This is a genomic window from Maribellus luteus (genome assembly GCF_003576475.1).
GTDB lineage: Bacteria > Bacteroidota > Bacteroidia > Bacteroidales > Prolixibacteraceae > Draconibacterium > Draconibacterium luteum.
Window position 1 is genome coordinate 291,496 of record NZ_QWGR01000003.1, and the last position, 18,517, is coordinate 310,012.

An 18,517-nucleotide genomic window follows, 5' to 3' on the forward strand; every position below is an offset into this window, starting at 1 on the left:
TTTCAGAAAAGCCATACAGAATAGAATTACACACGGAAGAAAGAACCGCAGCCCTTTTCATTAAAAAAATCTAAATAAGAATTAGCCCGGTTCACGAAGAAAGGTGTCGCCACTTATATTTCTTATCTTAGCAGCTTCAAACGAAATTCAATAAAAACAGATAGATATGGCATTAATTAATGAAAATTACCTGAAGCTTCAAGCGGGTTATCTCTTCCCCGAAATCGGGCGGCGTGTGAATGATTTCATTGCAGCCAACCCCGATAAAAAAGTGATCAAAATGGGTATCGGCGACGTTACCCAGCCACTGGTGCCGAGTGTTGTAAAGGCTTTTCACGAAGGTGTGGAAGAAATGGCCAAAGGCGAAACATTTAAAGGGTACGGTCCCGAGCAGGGCTATGCTTTTTTACGCGAAGCCATCGCCAAACATTCATACCAGGACAAAGGTGTTGATATTTCCGCAGGTGAGATTTTTATTTCAGACGGCTCGAAATGTGACACCGGAAACATCCAGGAAATTTTTGGGAACGATAATAAAATTGCCATTTGCGACCCGGTTTACCCGGTATATGCCGACACTACGGTAATGTCAGGAAAAACAGGCATCTGCCAGGCAAACGGCTACTACGAAGGCATTGTTTACATGCCCTGCACCAAAGAAAATGGTTTTATCCCGGAACTTCCTACCGAAACTCCGGACCTGATCTTCCTTTGCTATCCGAATAACCCTACCGGAACGGTGGCATCGAAAGAAGAGCTGAAAAAGTGGGTGGATTATGCCATTGAAAAGAATGCAATTATTCTTTACGATGCAGCATACGAAGCTTTTATTCAGGACGACAGTATTCCGCGTTCGATCTACGAAATTGAAGGCGCCAAAAAAGTGGCCATCGAATTCCGCAGTTTCTCGAAAACCGCTGGATTCACCGGAACTCGTTGTGCATTCACTGTAGTTCCGGACGACCTGGTAGCTTACGATAAAGCAGGAAAAGCTCACCCGGTAAAACCGTTGTGGAACCGTCGTCATTCGACCAAGTTCAACGGCGTTTCGTACCCGGTACAAAAGGCTGCTGCCGCTATTTACACCGAAGAAGGCAAGAAAGAAGTAAGCGAAGTGATTGCTTACTACATGGAGAATGCAAGCATCATGAAAGAAAGCCTGGCCAATGCGGGTTACGAAGTGTTTGGCGGCGAAAATGCTCCTTACATTTGGGTAAAAACCAAAAACGGCATGAAATCGTGGGAATTCTTCGACAAGGTTTTGACGGAAGCCAATGTGGTTGGAACTCCGGGTTCAGGCTTTGGTCCTTCGGGCGAAGGCTACTTCCGTTTTTCTGCTTTTGCCGACCGCGAAAATGTGCTGGAAGCGATGGACAGAATCAAAAACATGAATTAAGAGATTCAGCAATACAACATTCAGAAGCCGGTTATTTAGCCGGCTTTTGCTTTTGTATTCATTTGTAACGGTAACGCTTCCCTAGTTAGCAAAATCGCGGATAAAGCTGACAACCATAAAAATTGCCAAAACAATCACTGACAAACAAAGCCCCCATCCAACCAGCAGAAGCGTTAGTGCCTCTTTGTTCACCACTTCAAACTCACTAAACTCCGACCAAACGGCCATTGAAAAATAGAGACCAACAAGCACCATCAGGCCGCCTAAAACTCCGTTTACCGCATTAAACTGAAATATAAATTGAAGGGCAAACAGAAGAATCGCCGTAGCAGAAATTACACTCGCCGCCAACGAACGACCACCCCAAAGATAAAGCCCAAATACAATCATAAATGCAACACAAGCAACTCGACTGGCTAAATACTTTTTATCAGAGAGATTGAAGCGCGAAGAAATAGAAAACGGCGTGTTCATTTTGTTTGATTTAGTTCTTTACAAACGTTGAATCAGAACTATTATTACCCAATTTGTTGAACAAAAAAAGGCTCCACAAAACAGGAAGCCTTCAATCTATATCTGACAAAATCATCAATTCAAAACCGGCAAAATTATTTTTGATGCATGTTGTACGTCGTGATAAACTTTAATCTCGCTTTTTACAAAGTCGGATTCATCGCAATTATAAATGTCCACGAATTGCTGCGGGTTGCGATCCACCAACGGAAACCAGCTACTCTGGATCTGCACCATTATACGATGGCCTTTTTGAAAACAGTGTGCAATATCGGGTAATTCAAACTTCACTTGTTCCACCTGCCCCGGAGTAAAAGCTTCGGGTTTTTCAAAGCTTTTTCTGAACCGGCCTCTGAAAACCTCGCCACGCACCAGCATCTGGTATCCCCCCATCGGGTAATCTTTTTCAACGTTCTCGGGATACGCAAAATCATCCGGAAAAACATCGATGATTTTTACCACAAAATCAGCATCGGTGGTTGAAATGCTGGTCAGAATATCTGCCAACACGCTTCCGGTAACTGTTACATCTTCCTGCAAAACATCAGTCTGGAAAACCAAAACATCGGGACGGCGTGCAGCAAAACGCTGGTCGTTCGACATGTACTCGCGGGTACGGCCCAGGTGAACATGTTCTTCGTAAGGAACCGGCTTGGCAGGATCGCTGGTATATGCTGTAAAACCTTCACCCGAGGCTGGCTCATCAAACGACAATTTGCCACCAGCCTGCAAATAAATGGCTTTGTCTGCTTTTTGAACAGGCGGCCATTGGTCGAATTTCATCCATTTATTGGCCCCGGTTATAAATACGTTTGCTTCGGCAATCTGAGAAACATCTCCTTTCCCTTTCAGAAAATAGTTGAAAAACGGCACTTCTATATTCTCCTGATAGTACTCGCTGGTTTTCGCTCCAAACTGAATATTTCCATGATTTGCACCATCGCCACGTGCCCATTGCCCGTGATACCAGGGACCTTCCACAATTCGGTTAAATACTTTTCCAGGATTATTTTTCTCGGCAGCTTTGTAAGCGTTCCATGCCCCCCAGCAATCTTCGGCGTCAAACAAACCACCCACCCACAACATGGCTGGATTCAGATCAAACGTTGCATTTCTGGCATCGCGGGCCTGCCACCATTCATCGTAAGTGGGGTGTTCCATCATCTCGCTCCAAAACGCAATGGTATCACCGGTTAATTTTGTCAGGTTTTTCAAAGGCCCCTGCTCCAAATAAAACTTGTAGTTATCTTCTACGGGAAATCCAGCGGAGACTGGACCTTCTGTTGTTGGCTTGGGTCGTGGAGCACCAAATCCCCAGCCCACTCCCGAAAAAAACGAAAAGGCGTCCATTTGCAGGAATGCGCCATTGTGGTGAAAATCGTCACCAATAAACCAATTGGTTGCGGGCGCCTGCGGGCTTACTGCTTTTATTGCGGGGTGATTACTTGCTGCCGCCATAATCGAGTAAAATCCCGGATAGGAAATACCAAAAACGCCTACTTTCCCGTTGTTATCCGGCAAGTTCTTCACCAGCCAATCCACCGTGTCATAAGCATCACTGGCTTCGTCAATCTCTTTTCCTCTTTTGTTGGAATTAAAGGGACGAACATCCACAAATTCCCCTTCGCTCATCCACCGCCCACGAACATCCTGTGTTACGATGATGTATCCTTCTTTCAGATACTCCCTTTGATAGCTTTTCCAGATGCGGGCATATTTATCCGCACCGTAAGGCTTGCACGAGTAAGGCGTTCTGGTTATCAGAATCGGGTGTTTTTCGTCCGAATTTTTGGGCATATAAACCGAAGTGAACAGCTTTACACCGTCGCGCATGGGAATGTAAACTTCCTGCTTGGTGTAATTATTTCGGAACCAGGTTGAATCTTTGTCGTGTGCAAAAACCTGTATTCCGGCCAGAATCAGAAAAAGAAAAATAATTTTTTTCATGTAACTAAAGTGGCTTGTTTTTAAGTTATCAAGTAATGCTAAAAACTCCGAATAATCTTCATCTGAGATTTTAAGGTTACCAAAACCTTCCATCCTCTTTGGGACGATGAGACCAGGAGCAATTAAACAAGCAGTCACAAAAATAAAAAATCCGGTAAGCACAGCTCCCGGATTTTCCAATATCTTGTATCACTACTTTGTACTTTCCTGTCCTATTTCAACCCGCCGCACTTTGCTTCCCGGGTAAACTTTCAGGGCTTCCTCCAGGATTTTGAGCGCCTTTGCCAGGTCTTCTTTTTTTAGTACGTAGGCAATCCTCACTTCATCCTGGCCCCTGTTGGGTACGGTATAGAAGCCCGATGCGGGAGCCAGAAAAATCGTTTGCCCTTCGTAATCAAAGTCAGACAACAACCACTCACAAAAGCGATCCGAATTATCAACGGGCAAACGGGCCACCGTATAAAATGCTCCCATCGGAATCGGGGAATAAACTCCGTCGATCCGGTTTAAGCCGTCAATCAGAAACTTTCGGCGGTTCACGTATTCGTTGTAGTTATTGAGCATGTATTCCGGATCGGCATCCAACGAAGCCTCGGCAGCAATTTGCCCAATTAACGGCGGACTTAAACGCGCCTGGCAGAACTTCATTACATTCTTCTTAACTGCCTCGTTTTTAGTAATCAAGGCGCCAATACGCAGACCACACTCGCTGTATCGTTTTGAAACAGAATCAATCAACACCACGTTCTGCTCAATACCTTCCAGGTGAAAGGCCGAAATATAAGGAGCCCCGGTGTAACAAAATTCACGGTAAACCTCGTCGGAAAAAAGATACAGATCGTACTTTTTCACCAGGTCCCGAATTTCATTCATTTCCTGTTGCGTATAAAGGTACCCGGTTGGGTTGTTCGGATTACAGATCATAATCCCTTTTGTTTTGGGAGTGATCAGCTTCTCGAATTCTTCAACGGGCGGCAAAGAAAATCCTTCTTCGATATTGGCTGCGATCGAACGAATTTTAGCCCCGGCTACAATAGCAAAAGCTTCGTAATTGGCATAAGCCGGTTCCGGAACAATGATCTCATCTCCCGGATCGAGGCAACTCATAAATGCAAAAGTCACCGCTTCGCTTCCTCCCGAAGTAATGATAATATCTTCGGCCTGCACATCAATGTCAAACTTGTGGTAATATTTCGCCAGCTTTTGCCGAAACGAAAAAATTCCTTCACTGGGTGTGTACTCAAGTATTGTACGATCGATGTTCTGAATCGCCGCCAGTGCTTCTTTCGGAGTTGGTAAATCGGGCTGACCGATATTCAAATGAAACACTTTTATCCCCCTCTCCTTAGCTCTTTGAGCCAACGGAGCCAATTTCCTGATGGGTGAATCAGGCATTATCCTTCCCCTGTCTGATACTGTCGGCATGTTTAAATAAATTACAAGTGAGCAAATATAAGCCTATCAATCTAAAAATAACGATGAATGAAAAATTTCATTTTGCAATATTGTTGGAAATTTAACTTCCAAATTAACATCATATTGAGCCACTGAAGGTTCATTCATTAACAAAGCGTTAAATAATTAAGTTTTATCATGTTTTCATAAACTCTCTATTTTTACTTTTGAGCTCGAATTATAACTACTAAATCTTTAAGATATGATTATCGGAGTACCTAAGGAAATCAAAAATAATGAAAATCGTATTGCTCTCACGCCTGCGGGAGCGGCCGAACTAAGTAAACGCGGCCATGAAGTGTATATTCAGGCAGGCGGCGGTGCCGGCAGTGGCTTCCCCGACGAAGACTACATAAATGCAGGTGCCAAAATTCTTCCTACCATTGAAGATGTGTATGGCATTGCTGAAATGATCATTAAAGTAAAAGAGCCGATTGAACCGGAATACAAACTGATCAAAAAAGGCCAGATCCTGTACACATACTTCCATTTTGCTTCGAGCGAGGAACTTACCAATGCAATGATCGAAAACGGCTCCGTCTGCTTGGCATACGAAACCGTTGAAATGGCCAACCGTTCGCTTCCGTTGCTGATACCAATGAGTGAAGTTGCCGGCCGTATGTCGGTACAGGAAGGTGCCAAATACCTTGAAAAAACATTTGGCGGATACGGTGTACTGCTGGGAGGAGTTCCCGGTGTTCCTCCGGCCAATGTATTGATTATTGGTGGTGGTATTGTAGGAACCGAAGCCGCCAAAATGGCTGCCGGACTGGGTGCCGATGTTACCATCATGGACGTTTCATTGCCTCGTTTGCGTTACCTCGACGACATTATGCCGCCGAACGTAAAAACCATGATGAGCAACGAATACAACATTCGCGAAGCGGTAAAACAAAACGATCTTATTATTGGTGCCGTTCTTATTCCGGGAGCCAAAGCTCCGCACCTGGTTACACGCGACATGCTTTCGACCATGAAACCGGGAACCGTATTGGTTGACGTTGCCGTTGACCAGGGAGGATGTTTTGAAACCACCAAAGCAACCACGCACGCCGATCCTACCTATGTAGTCGATCACATTCTTCATTATTGTGTAGCCAACATGCCGGGTGCGGTTCCGCGTACTTCAACCATCGCCTTAACCAATGCGACTCTGCCCTACGCAGTCCAGATTGCACAAAAAGGATGGAAACAGGCTTGTATCGACAGTGAACCTTTACGCAAAGGACTAAATGTTGTCGAAGGCAAGGTTGTTTACGAAGGAGTAGCAGAAGCTTTCAACCTTCCACTTCACAATGTAGAGTCGGTACTATAAAAACCAATCGAAATAATTTCAAGCCTCTCCGGTTTTTCGGGGAGGCTTTTTTTTTGACCGCCTCACACTTCCCGCAAATATTGTATATTTAGGCCTCAAAGCATCGGCAATGAGTAGAACCAGACAAAAACTCTACGAAATTATTTTTGAAGCAGATACGCCGACAGGGAAACTTTTCGACGTGGTATTGCTGTTTGTGATCCTGCTAAGCGTAGCACTGGTTATGCTCGAAAGTGTCCCGTTTATACGGCAGGACTACCGGACACATTTGCACATTCTGGAATGGATCATTACCGGTATTTTTACCGCTGAATACTTTCTTCGTATCCTTATTGTGCGAAAGCCCTTCCAATACATTTTCAGCTTTTACGGCATTATCGATTTTTTGTCGGTCATTCCAACCTACATCGGCTTGTTCCTGGTTGGTTCGCACAGCCTGGTTGTAATTCGTATCTTGCGAATGCTGAGGATTTTCCGTATCCTGAAACTAAGCCGTTACACCCAGGCCGGAAGATCGCTGGTACGCGCCCTTTGGGCCAGCCGCGAAAAAATAAGCGTATTTATTTTCTTTGTGATCGTACTGGTGATTGTGATCGGAACGGTTATGTACCTGATTGAAGGCGAAGCCAATGGTTTTACCAGCATCCCGCGCGGAATCTACTGGGCCATCGTTACGCTTACCACTGTCGGATATGGCGACATTAGCCCGCAAACTTCGCTGGGGCAATTTATGGCCAGCATTGTAATGATCATGGGCTACGCGATCATTGCCGTTCCAACGGGTATTGTTACAGCCGAAATCATCAATCCATCGCGGCGCGACAACACACAGGTTTGTCCGCAATGTCTGTGGCACCACCACGACGATGATGCTGTTTACTGTAAGAAATGCGGCGCAAAGATCAATCCTCCGGCATAAAACATAAAGCATTCAATTAACAGTATCCAAACATTTGTGGATATTTAAATGTGCCCTTTCGGAGACTACTCTGATCAAAAAACTATTTTTGTAGAAAATGGAGGAATTATGAAGCAGTATCTGGATTTATTGGAAACTATTCTGGAAAAGGGGACGAAAAAAGAAGACCGCACGGGTACCGGCACCATCAGCCGGTTTGGACATCAAATGCGTTTTGATCTGAGTGAAGGATTTCCGATGGTGACCACCAAAAAGCTGCACTTAAAGTCGATTGTTTATGAGCTGCTGTGGTTTCTTGCGGGCGACACCAATGTAAAATACCTGCAGGATAACGGAGTGAGAATCTGGAACGAATGGGCCGATGACGACGGCAACCTCGGGCATATTTACGGCTACCAGTGGCGTAGCTGGCCAACTCCCGACGGGAAACACATCGACCAGATCAGCCAGCTAATCGACTCCATCAAAAACAATCCTGATTCGCGCCGACACCTTGTAAGTGCCTGGAACGTGGGGGAACTCGACAAAATGAACCTGCCTCCGTGCCACATTCTTTTCCAGTTTTATGTGGCTGACGGGAAACTATCATGCCAGCTTTACCAGCGCAGTGCCGATGTTTTCCTGGGCGTTCCGTTCAACATTGCGTCGTATGCACTGCTCACAATGATGGTGGCGCAGGTAACCGGCCTGCAACCCGGAGACTTTGTACATACTTTTGGCGATGTACATATTTACTCCAACCACATCGACCAGGTGAAGCTACAGTTAACACGCGAGCCTTACCCTCTGCCAACCATGAAGATCAATCCCGATGTGAAAAGCATTTTCGATTTCAAATACGAAGATTTCGAACTGATAAATTACCAGTCGCACCCGCTTATTAAAGGAGTTGTGGCCGTTTAATTATTTCAAAATGATCCATAAAAACATTTCCATTATCGTTGCCGTTGCCGAGAACTTTGCCATTGGTAAAAACAACGATCTGCTTTTTCATTTGCCCAACGACCTGAAACGTTTCAAGGCAATAACTTCCGGGCACAGCCTGATTATGGGACGCAATACCCTGCTCTCGTTGCCCAAGTGGCCGCTGCCAAACCGCCGTCACATTGTTATCACCGATAAAACAGACGATGTTTTCCCGGGATGTGAAGTGGTTTTTTCCATCGAAGAAGCCATTCAGAAAGTACAGGGAGAAGAGGAAGCTTTTGTGATCGGAGGAGGAATGGTATACCGCCAGTTCTACCCGCAGGCAGGAAAACTCTACCTCACACTGGTTCATAAACCTTTTGAGGCCGATGTATATTTTCCGGAGATTGATTTTTCGGAATGGCAGGAAAACAAACGGGAAGATTTTTTTGACGAAGCCAACGGCTTTGACTACTCGTACATCGATCTGGAACGAAAATAGGCGCCGAACAGACAATTCCGCCCAATTGTTTCAACAGAACTCATTCTAACTAAACTGACTTATGAAGAAGAAAACCATGTTTATTCTGGGCCTGCTCTGCTTCTGTTTGACAACAATTGCCCAGCAACCTCTTTTGAACCTCCGTTTTGAAGAGAACTACACTCCCACCTACGATGAGACGATCGAAATGTTCCAGCTCCTTGACAAAGCTTATGAAAATGCAGTTCTGCTGGAAAAAGGAAAGACCGACGCAGGAAAACCCCTGCATCTTTTTGTCATCAACAACGAACCGGTTTTTGATGCCGCAAAGATACACGAGCAGGGCAAAACCGTTCTATTGATCAACAACGGAATTCACCCGGGAGAACCGGAAGGAATCGATGCCAGCCTCTGGTTTGCCGACAACCTGCTTTGCAATCAAAACGGTTTGGCGGAAATTCTGAAAAATACGGTGATCATTATAATTCCCGTGTACAACATTGGCGGCCATTTAAACCGCAGTGCCTACAACCGATCCGGGCAAACAACACCTTACGAAACAGGCTTCCGCGGAAATGCCAAAAACCTGGATCTGAACCGTGATTTTACCAAAAGTGATTCGCAAAATGCGTTGAGTTTTTATGAAATTTTTAACGAGTGGAATCCGGATGTTTTTCTTGACACGCATACCACCAACGGCTCGGATCACCAATATTCCATCACCCTGATTCCGCCGTCGCCCGCCAGATTCCCGAAAGTAATGCAGGATTTTATTGAGGACGATTTTGTTCCGGCCCTTTTTGAGGACATGAAAAAAGGAACTTACGAACTCATTCCGTATGTGAATTACATTTACCACGATCCCCGGCAGGGAATGGCACTGTTTCAGGGCAGTCCGCGTTATTCTAACGAATTTGCGACCATGTTTCACAGCCTCGGCATGGTAACCGAGAATCAGATTTACAAAAGTTATCCCGACCGCGTAAAATCCTGCTACCAGTTTATCCAGGTGTTGGCGGAATATACTTCCCGAAACAGTGAAGAAATCAGGCAAAAAAGAGCAGCGGGCATTCAGGAATCGATGACTATGCTTGAATTTCCGGTCAGCTATCAATTGGATACCACCCGCTACTCCACGATTGAATTCAAGGGTTTTGAAGCGGTGGATAAACAAATCAGCCCCGTAACCGGTGTTGAGCGTTTTGGCTACGACACCTCAAAACCTTATACCGATTCCATTAAATATTTCGAATACTGGATTCCTTCCGAAAAAGTAAAAGTTCCGGAGTATTACATTTTACCGCAGGGTTATCTTGAGATCATTCAAAAGCTAGATTTACTCGGAGTGAAATATTCAACCCTAAAAACAGACTCAGTTATCAGCGTTTCGGTTGACTACATTGATGATCATTCAAGTTCGCCGCACCCCGCCAACGGGCACTACTATCACAACAAGGTCACTACACATTCAGAAATACAACAGATCCGGTATTACAAAGGCGACTTGCTGATTCCGGTGCGGCAGGAAAGAATCCGCTACCTGCTGGAGATGTTTGAGCCCAAAGCTGAAGACTCGTTTTTCCGCTGGAACTTCTTTGATAACATCCTGGATCAGCGGGAGTATTTTTCTTCGTACGGCTTTGAAGAAAATGCCTTAAAATACCTGGAAGAGCATCCCGATCTCAAAAAGAAGCTGGAAGCAAAACGGGCCGAAGACCCTGCGTTTGCCAAAGACCACCGGGCTCAAATGGCCTTTATTTACAACAACTCTGAATGGCTTGAAAAAACCTGGAAAAGATACCCGGTTGCAAAGATTTACTAAGCATATTCTTTGTTGGCGGGCAAAGAAAAACGGGAACCATCAGGTTCCCGTTTTTCTTTTATCATTTTGATGCAATGGTAAGCAATAACTACTTTTCTTCATCCATAATTTCGGTTTGCATCCGTACCGAATCTTCGTGAATCAACTGGAAAAGGATTTTCACAAAAGTCTCATCCAAATCCAACTTCTTTCCCAGATTAACGCGGTTTTCCATCAATTGCGTCCATCGATTGATCTGCAGTGCCGTAACATTGTTATCTCGCTTATAGGCACCAATTTCTTTTACAATTTCCACCCTCGAGGATAACATTTCAAGCAATTCCGAGTCGATGGCATCAATGCGGTTACGAAGCATATCCAGGCGGTTTTCGAAGTCGGGATTATCAGCACTTTCGTAACGGATCACCAGTTTATCCAGTATCTTACCCAGATCAGCGGGCGTAACCTGCTGTGCCGCATCACTCATGGCACACGACGGATCGATGTGTGACTCCAGCATCAAACCTTCCATGCCCATATCAAACGCTTTCTGCGAAATTTCGAACAGGTATTCGCGTTTCCCGGCAATATGACTCGGATCGCAAATAATAGGCAGGTTCGGCATCGTACGACGCAACTCGATTACGGTTTTCCAGTTCGGGTAATTGCGGTACTTGGTTTCGCGAAACGGCGTAAAACCACGATGAATGGCCACAATGTTACGAATACCGGCCTGGTGAACACGCTCAATGGCACCCATCCACAATTGCACATCCGGGTTTACCGGGTTCTTAATCATTACAACCGCGCTGCTGCCTTTCAATACGTCGGCAATTTCCTGCACCACAAAAGGGCTTGCAGTTGAACGCGCTCCAATCCAGATTACATCCAAACCAGCCTTGAGCGCTTCTTCGGTATGCTGTGCATTCGCCACTTCGGTTCCCACCGGCAAACCGGTTTCTTCCTTTACTTTTTGCAACCAGCTCAAGCCAATCGAACCAACTCCTTCAAACGAACCGGGCCGGGTACGGGGTTTCCAAACACCACCGCGGTACACAAATACTCTTTTATCTTTAGCCAGAAGGCCGGCGGTATCGAGGGCTTGTTTTTCCGATTCGAGACTACATGGCCCCGCAATAAGCAGTGGATTGTCGATGTGTGGCAACCATGCTTTGATCGGATTAATGTCTAATTTCAGTGTCATGATTATCTTGTATAAAGTTTTGTTATTGTTTCTTCATTTTTAACCAGATGAGGAGTTTCACCGGCGAGAATATTTCTGATTCGGTTGGCATTTTCAATCAACTCCCACATTCTTTCGTCGTCTTCCTCCTTCATGCAATCCCTGAACTCTTTTAGATGTTTGATGTAAACATTCAGGGCTTCAACAACGTAACGGCGGTTTTGTTGAAAAATGGGATGCCACATGGAACCTGCACTTTTGGCAAGCCGCACCGTTGATCGAAATCCTCCGCTGGCCAGATCAAAAATGATACTCCGGTCTTCTTTGGCCTGCACCGCATTGGCCAGGGCAAACGCGGCAGCATGCGGCAGGTGCGACACAAAAGCCGTGCTGTGGTCCTGTTCATCGGAAGTCATATAGGCGATGTCCATTCCCAGGTTCTGAAACATTTTCTCAATCAGTGCGATGTGTTGCGGCCCCGAGTTTTCCTGGTCGCAAACAATGGCGATCTTTCCGCGAAACAAATCTTCGAGAGCCGCCGCTGGTCCGGAATTTTCGGTCCCCGACATCGGGTGTGCAGCCACATAGTTTTTCCGGCGTTTATGGCTGGCTACCGAATCAACCAGTGCTTTCTTTGTCGATCCCATGTCGGCAACAGTGGTACCACTTTCAATCCGGTCAAGGATCTCGGGCAAAACAGCCAGCGTTTTATCCACCGGAATGGCAATCAGCACCAGGTCCGTTTGACTCACGCCCTCTTCCAACGAACTAATCCGGTCAACCAAACCAAGCTCAAGCGCCTTGGCCGCATGCGCCTCATTGGTATCCACACCGATCAGTTCAGTGGCAAAACCTGATTTTCGAAGGTCTTTTGCCATCGAGCCTCCTATCAATCCCAGCCCAACAATTGTTATTCTCATTTTCGAATTTTTTTTAATAAAAAAAGGCCCCGAATTTCTTCGAGACCTCTTTGTAACATATCCTTTCATTTTTAACAATACACTACTTCCTGATCCCGATTTTAGAACCAAAATAAAAATAGAAGTAATAAAAGCTATTGTTAAAACTTGTCTGCATCACATAAATTTTGTGTCAACAAATATAGGCATATATTTTTAAAATGATATTCCATCTTTCATTTTGCTTAAAAATAATAAGAAGAATACCGGAAAGTTAGTTTTTAATTAACTTTTTAGAGAGCACCGGCTTTCCGTTTTCACTCACTCTCAACAGGAACATTCCACTTGCCTGATCGTGCAAATCAACCGTCGCAGAGTACTGTCCCCAAAGGCTTTTGGTAAAAACTGAATAAATATTCCGCCCAAAAGAATCAAACACATCAAGCTGCACATTCTGGAGCGTTTGACCCGGATTAATTTCTATTTTAAATTTATCTGAAAAAGGGTTGGGATACACATTTACCTGGCCGGGCGACAAAACAGTTACAGGAACATAAACGGGTTGCTGAATTCGCAGATTATCAATTGTCCACCCCCACCCGCTGGCATACGGATCGGAATACAGCCTGAATCGAACGAGAATCGTGTCTCCCGCCTGAAAATTCCCATTCTCCAGCAACGAAATCTCATGATTTACATACCATTCTTTGGTTCCTTCAGCTTGCGACACCTGATTAACAACGCTTTTATCGTACTCGCTCAACCACGTTGGATTGGCACCTGCATCGTAACCATCAGCCAACTCAGCCCAGGTTTTTCCAAAGTCTTTACTCCCTTCCACAATTACATAATCCCAGAAAGAATCTCCGCCATAACTGCCCGTACCGGGCTCCACCAGTACCACTTCATCAAACCACATCGCCCCGTCTTCTTTTAAAATGATGGGGTGTTTTAACAAGGTGACAAAATTGTACTCTTTGTTATCCTCGTTAGGACTCGGGTATGGATGCGGGCTATGTAAAGCTCCGTTCGAAAAGTTTAAAGCGGTATAAATATCAAAGTCGGTTAGCAAAAAGTCTGCATTTTTCGTATTGAAGTTGTTTTCATAATACGCTACCGGGGCAAAAACCTGTTCCACCTTAAACTCCAGTCGTCCTTCCGGCGGGTAGACCGTTTCATTTTGTGCAACAGAGGCATCTTTTGCCACAATTTCATAAGCGATCACATCGCCATCATTCAAGGTCTCCGGATTGAAACCAAAAACGCCGACATAGTCAGTACCTTCCGCAAGCGTCAACCCAAACGAAGCCTGCTGCACTCCGTTGACTGAGTAATTAACAAAAACGGTATCAAGTCCCAGGTTGTCATCTACGTTAACCTGAATTGCCAGCGGTTCTCCTATGTTCAGAAAATATTCTATCGGAGCATGAGTGATTACCGGAGCTTCCGTATCCGGGCCAAAAGCCACATTATGAACGGCCTTTGGTGCATTCCAGGGAGAAGTCCTTACCCTGCCTTTTTCATCGGATGTGACAACATAGTACTGAAGACTTTCTGTACCTTCGGCTGCAGCAAGACTCGCTCCAAACTCATTGGCATTGCCCGTTGGTATTAGCGGAAGCGTATCCTGTTGACTGGAAAAACCATCAGTAGAATACACCACAAAAGATGCATCCTCCGGCACATTATAATAACTATCTATTGTTATCCTGAAATCAAGCGGAGCCACCTGTTCTTTGTCTTTTACCGGCCAATGATGTAAAGTAAGGTTGGTCCAGCCAATGTCTTCCATAATGCCACGAGCCAGTGGTCCCGGATCGTGATTCGCCTCACCCGGCGCAATCGCATGCGTCATTAATGCATTGGCGGTTCCCGTTCTGTAAGTAGCATCATTCAGGTGGTACACACTTGATCCTCCATCAAATTCATCAGGGGCATACAAAAAAGGACGAGCACCGGTCCCGGAGCTTCTTGCTACCGGACTGTTGGCAAATAATGATTCTGAAACCAGTGCATTTTTTAATCCAACCGAAGCATTGTCAAAAAAGGCAGTATCCAGTAATCGTTTACCAGTTGCCAACTCTACCAATGCATCAAAAGAGGTGGCATCTCCCATTTCATAATAACCATATCCCCCAACACCGTCATCCACAAAGAAAAAACCAGTAAATCCGAGGCCATGCCCAATTTCATGGAGGACTACAGTAACAAAATCATGAGCATCAATTGGCGTATCCCCATCAATTCCGAAATACCAGTCTACTTCACTGCTGAAATTCGCTTCAATGTCAAACCTCCCGACACCATTTAACTCCTTTTTGGCCAGCTTCTCGGCAATGGCCACCGGGTAATAATAATGCGGGAAGGGAGCATTTTCAAAATCGGCATAATAGGTTTCGGGGCCACAGCTCGCCAAAGTATTTGTACCAAGACTTGAAGACCACCGAACATAGAGCCGGATAGGAACATCCGATTCAAGAATACTCTCCCAAATACCAACTGCGTGTTCAAATGCGATCTTCACCGAATCCGGGAAATTACTATAAGTAACAACAATATCACACTTGGGCTCGGATGATTTCAATAAAAATTCAACTGGCGGGGGCACAAAAGATTTTTCAGCCTTATCTGAGGCTTTGCACACCGGGCATGGAATATTTACTCCACGCGGTATACTCCTCATTTGCCCTGAAGCCAACGATATTATCCCTACCAGGAATCCCAACAAAAGCACAAGTCTTATCATTATTTCAAAGTATTTGTTACATAACTTTTTGTGCGTACAAAAGTTCGAAAATTCAAAGAAAAAACAAACTTTTTCTATCATAAATCCACGACAAAAAATGCCGGAATAAACATTCCGGCATCTCCTAATTTAAGGTCGTAATACCAATCATCTAATATTGTAACCTTTGCGCTTTTTTCTTTGATACCAATCGAAGTAAAACTACGGTTGAGGTTATAAAACCAATCACTGCGGCAACAAATGCAATTAATAGTAAACTTTTCATGATTATTAATTTTTAATGATTTTTTGATTGATCGTTAGTGTTTGATTATCTGTAATGCTTGCCAGGTATACCCCCGAAGCTACATTGGGAAGATCTATTTTTATCCGCTGATCGTAATTGGCCAAGCGTGTTTCACGGTAAACAGTTTTACCGCTCAGGTCTCTTACGATTACATCCAGATCGGCTCCTTCTGTTTCAAGGCCGTCGATATAAATACTGTTTTGAAAAGGGTTCGGGTAAATATTCACGTCTTCTTCTGCCAGAATATCTTCCGTGTCGGTTGTTATGCTTTGTATAGAAAGGTTGTCGATTGCCCAGCCCCAACCGGTTACAGCAACATCAGATGCCAAGCGGAAGCGAAATACCACAGTATCTCCTGCTTCAAACGGCGTATTATCGGTCAGATTTATGCGCTGGCGCAAAAACATATTTTCAGCACCGCTGGCTTCCGAACCGGTACTTTTTAGTGCATTGGTAAAATGTGAAGCCCAAAGCTCATCAACACCTGAATCGTAACCATCGATAAGCGGCAACCAACTCTTACCGTTGTTTTTGCTGCCTTCAATAATTACATAATCCCAGAACTTGTCTTCCGTATAAATTGTTCCGGCTTCACCGGGCTCAACCAGTACTACCTCGTCAAAACTCATTTCGCCGTCTTGTTCAATAATAATCGGGTATTTTAACTGGGCAATGAGGTTGTATTTCTGATTCTCCAGGCTTGACTCCGGATAAGGGTTTATCGTATGTAAGTTCCCTGAAGAGAAACCGGAAGGCCGGTTTACTTCAAAATCAGAAAACTCGAAGTCGTTGGTAACATTATCAAAATTGGTAACATAACCACTTACCGGTTTCTGAGCCTCGGAAACACCCACCGAGTAATAACCCATAGCGGGCAAATATCTTTTGTTACCGCGGGCAGTAGCATCAAGCGCCAAAACACGGTATTGAACATCGTCATTCTCTGTCAATCCATTGGGCAAAACAAGTTCACCATTGTAAGTATCCTGGCCTTCCAAAGCCAAGGTAAATGGTTCCTGAGCTGCTCCGTTTATTTTGTACTCCACCTGAACAGATTTAATTCCTACATTGTCAGTAGCAGTAGCACTCAGATCTAAAACAGGATTGCCATTTGACACCATTTTAGAAGGATTGTGTTTCAACGTAGGCGGATAGTAATCATCGCCAATGGTGAATTTATATTTTCGTTCAGGAGCTCTGTCCGGACAGGTAAAAACCACCTGACCTGTTGTAGCTGCAGAGTAGTAATAGTATATTTTTCCTTTTTTATTTTCCAGCGGAACGTCTCCTTCAAATTTCTTGGTTGACTTATTATACTTCAGCAAAAGAGAACTTGACGTGACAAAATTATCGCTTGAGTAGAAAAACTTAACCGAGGAGCTATCGATCTTTAATTCGCTGCTCACCTCTACTGAAACCGGAAGCTTTTCACAAACTTCTTCAAAATCTTTAATGATCAGCCCATCAACAGTGGCTGATTTCCAACCAAACTCGGCCAAAATGCCCAAAGTTTTGTCACCGGGATAATGAATTGCCTCTCCTTTGAAAATAAAAGGACTCATCAATGCATTTGCGTCGCCTTTATCAAAACCGCTTTCGTTGTAATGATAAATACTGGTTCCGTTGTTCCAGCTGCTTGGAGCATAAACTTTTTCGCGATCTGTTCCATCGTTTCCTTTTATATTCAACTGACCCGAAACCAATGCATTTTTCAACTGGGCCGACGGAATATCGAAATGGGAATGATCGCACAGCGACAATCCGTTGTTATAGACATACAGGTCGTAAATACTGGGAAGATGACCGTTGTTATCCAGCGTACCAATGCCATTGCTCACATCGTAAAAGCCAGAAAATCCAAGACCATGAACGATCTCGTGCAACGCAACAGTCACAAAATCGTACTGCGCTCCTGGACCATCACCATCTGTTCCAAAATACCAGTCCGTCTTACTGTTGAACGTACAAACGATATCCGGTTCAGAGCCATTCAACTCCGAGCCCGAAAGTTTCTCAGCCAAAGCAACCGGGTAATAAACATCTGACAAACGGGCCCCGGTGAAGTTTTTATAAAACGACGAAGGAGAACTTTGTGCCAGCACGTTAGTACCCATTGATGACCATTCAGCCCTTACCTTCACAGGAATGTCGGAAGATATCAGGTTTTCGTAAATGGAAAGCACGTATAAAAATGCAGGTTTTGCATTTTCCGGGAAGTTCACGAACTCTACCTGAAAATCGGATTTAGACACCGATCCCGATTTGAGGTTCAACTCAGCGGGTGGTGTAAATGATTTTCTAATTTCTTCTGAAGCGATGTTTACCGGTGCGTTTACCGTGGTAATTCTTTCCGGTTTCTGCTTCTGTGCCCAGACATTGCAAGCGCCAGCAATTGCCAGGACGGTGATTAAAAAGCGTCTCATTACTACTTAAATTAGGTTTGTACTTCAAGCCTAATCAAGTTTTGATAAAGCTAGCTTACAGTTAGCCCTCAAACTGCACAATGACGACCATATACGAATCGACCTGAATTACCGGGTTTGTATTGTAATTCAGTGGGTTTGTTAATTCGAATCTGCCTCTTGCACAATTCTACTTCCAACTAAAGCAAGGAACAAAAAGTTTCAAACGTCGAAACTTTTCTGAGTGGATCAACCTGGATTTAATAGT

13 protein-coding genes are annotated in these 18,517 nt (G+C 44.6%); 6 read left to right on the plus strand and 7 right to left on the minus strand.

All coding sequences use genetic code 11. The annotated features are described in order from the left end of the window. Positions 1 to 166: 166 nt before the first annotated feature. Positions 167 to 1,396, plus strand: coding sequence for an LL-diaminopimelate aminotransferase (locus tag D1614_RS06780; RefSeq protein ID WP_119437139.1), 1,230 nt, complete (start codon positions 167 to 169; stop codon positions 1,394 to 1,396). Between the two features lie 81 nt (positions 1,397 to 1,477). Here D1614_RS06780 and D1614_RS06785 read toward each other — a convergent pair whose 3' ends face one another. The 3 genes from D1614_RS06785 to D1614_RS06795 all read right to left on the minus strand — a co-directional run bounded on the left by D1614_RS06785 (position 1,478) and on the right by D1614_RS06795 (position 5,281). Continuing rightward, positions 1,478 to 1,870 (minus strand): hypothetical protein, encoded by a 393-nt coding sequence (locus D1614_RS06785; protein WP_147384057.1) that lies wholly within the window; start codon positions 1,868 to 1,870, stop codon positions 1,478 to 1,480. A 114-nt stretch (positions 1,871 to 1,984) separates the two neighbouring features. Beyond that, entirely contained in the window at positions 1,985 to 3,856 is a 1,872-nt protein-coding gene (locus D1614_RS06790; protein WP_119437429.1) for a CocE/NonD family hydrolase, read from the minus strand. Between the two features lie 192 nt (positions 3,857 to 4,048). Beyond that, positions 4,049 to 5,281 (minus strand): pyridoxal phosphate-dependent aminotransferase, encoded by a 1,233-nt coding sequence (locus D1614_RS06795; RefSeq protein WP_119437141.1) that lies wholly within the window; start codon positions 5,279 to 5,281, stop codon positions 4,049 to 4,051. Between the two features lie 232 nt (positions 5,282 to 5,513). On the opposite strand from D1614_RS06795, the gene ald reads away from it, so the two are divergent. The 5 genes from ald (at position 5,514) to D1614_RS06820 (ending at position 10,754) form a co-directional block, all read left to right on the plus strand. Then, the gene (ald, locus tag D1614_RS06800; RefSeq protein WP_119437142.1) at positions 5,514 to 6,626 is read left to right on the plus strand and encodes an alanine dehydrogenase; all 1,113 of its coding nucleotides are present in this window, start codon (positions 5,514 to 5,516) and stop codon (positions 6,624 to 6,626) included. 109 nt (positions 6,627 to 6,735) lie between these two features. After that, positions 6,736 to 7,545, plus strand: coding sequence for an ion transporter (locus D1614_RS06805; protein ID WP_119437143.1), 810 nt, complete (start codon positions 6,736 to 6,738; stop codon positions 7,543 to 7,545). A gap of 108 nt (positions 7,546 to 7,653) precedes the next feature. Further along, a complete protein-coding gene (locus tag D1614_RS06810; protein WP_119437430.1) occupies positions 7,654 to 8,448 on the plus strand; it encodes a thymidylate synthase in 795 nt (264 codons plus the stop codon). A gap of 10 nt (positions 8,449 to 8,458) precedes the next feature. Then, on the plus strand, positions 8,459 to 8,953 hold the full coding sequence (locus D1614_RS06815) for a dihydrofolate reductase (RefSeq protein WP_119437144.1): 495 nt from the start codon (positions 8,459 to 8,461) through the stop codon (positions 8,951 to 8,953). Between the two features lie 61 nt (positions 8,954 to 9,014). After that, a complete protein-coding gene (locus tag D1614_RS06820) occupies positions 9,015 to 10,754 on the plus strand; it encodes a M14 family zinc carboxypeptidase (RefSeq protein WP_119437145.1) in 1,740 nt (579 codons plus the stop codon). An 88-nt stretch (positions 10,755 to 10,842) separates the two neighbouring features. Here the strand turns inward: D1614_RS06820 and D1614_RS06825 are convergent, their stop codons facing one another. The 4 genes from D1614_RS06825 to D1614_RS06840 form a co-directional block, all read right to left on the minus strand. After that, a complete protein-coding gene (locus D1614_RS06825) occupies positions 10,843 to 11,937 on the minus strand; it encodes a chorismate mutase (protein ID WP_119437146.1) in 1,095 nt (364 codons plus the stop codon). A 2-nt stretch (positions 11,938 to 11,939) separates the two neighbouring features. Continuing rightward, the gene (locus tag D1614_RS06830; protein WP_147384059.1) at positions 11,940 to 12,905 is read right to left on the minus strand and encodes a prephenate dehydrogenase; all 966 of its coding nucleotides are present in this window, start codon (positions 12,903 to 12,905) and stop codon (positions 11,940 to 11,942) included. 184 nt (positions 12,906 to 13,089) lie between these two features. Beyond that, positions 13,090 to 15,339 carry a T9SS type A sorting domain-containing protein gene (locus tag D1614_RS06835; RefSeq protein ID WP_162304437.1) on the minus strand — a complete coding sequence of 750 codons (2,250 nt, stop codon included), beginning with the start codon at positions 15,337 to 15,339 and terminating at the stop codon, positions 13,090 to 13,092. A 492-nt stretch (positions 15,340 to 15,831) separates the two neighbouring features. Next, positions 15,832 to 18,270, minus strand: a complete 2,439-nt coding sequence (locus D1614_RS06840) for a T9SS type A sorting domain-containing protein (protein WP_119437149.1) — start codon at positions 18,268 to 18,270, stop codon at positions 15,832 to 15,834. Between the last annotated feature and the right edge of the window lie 247 nt (positions 18,271 to 18,517).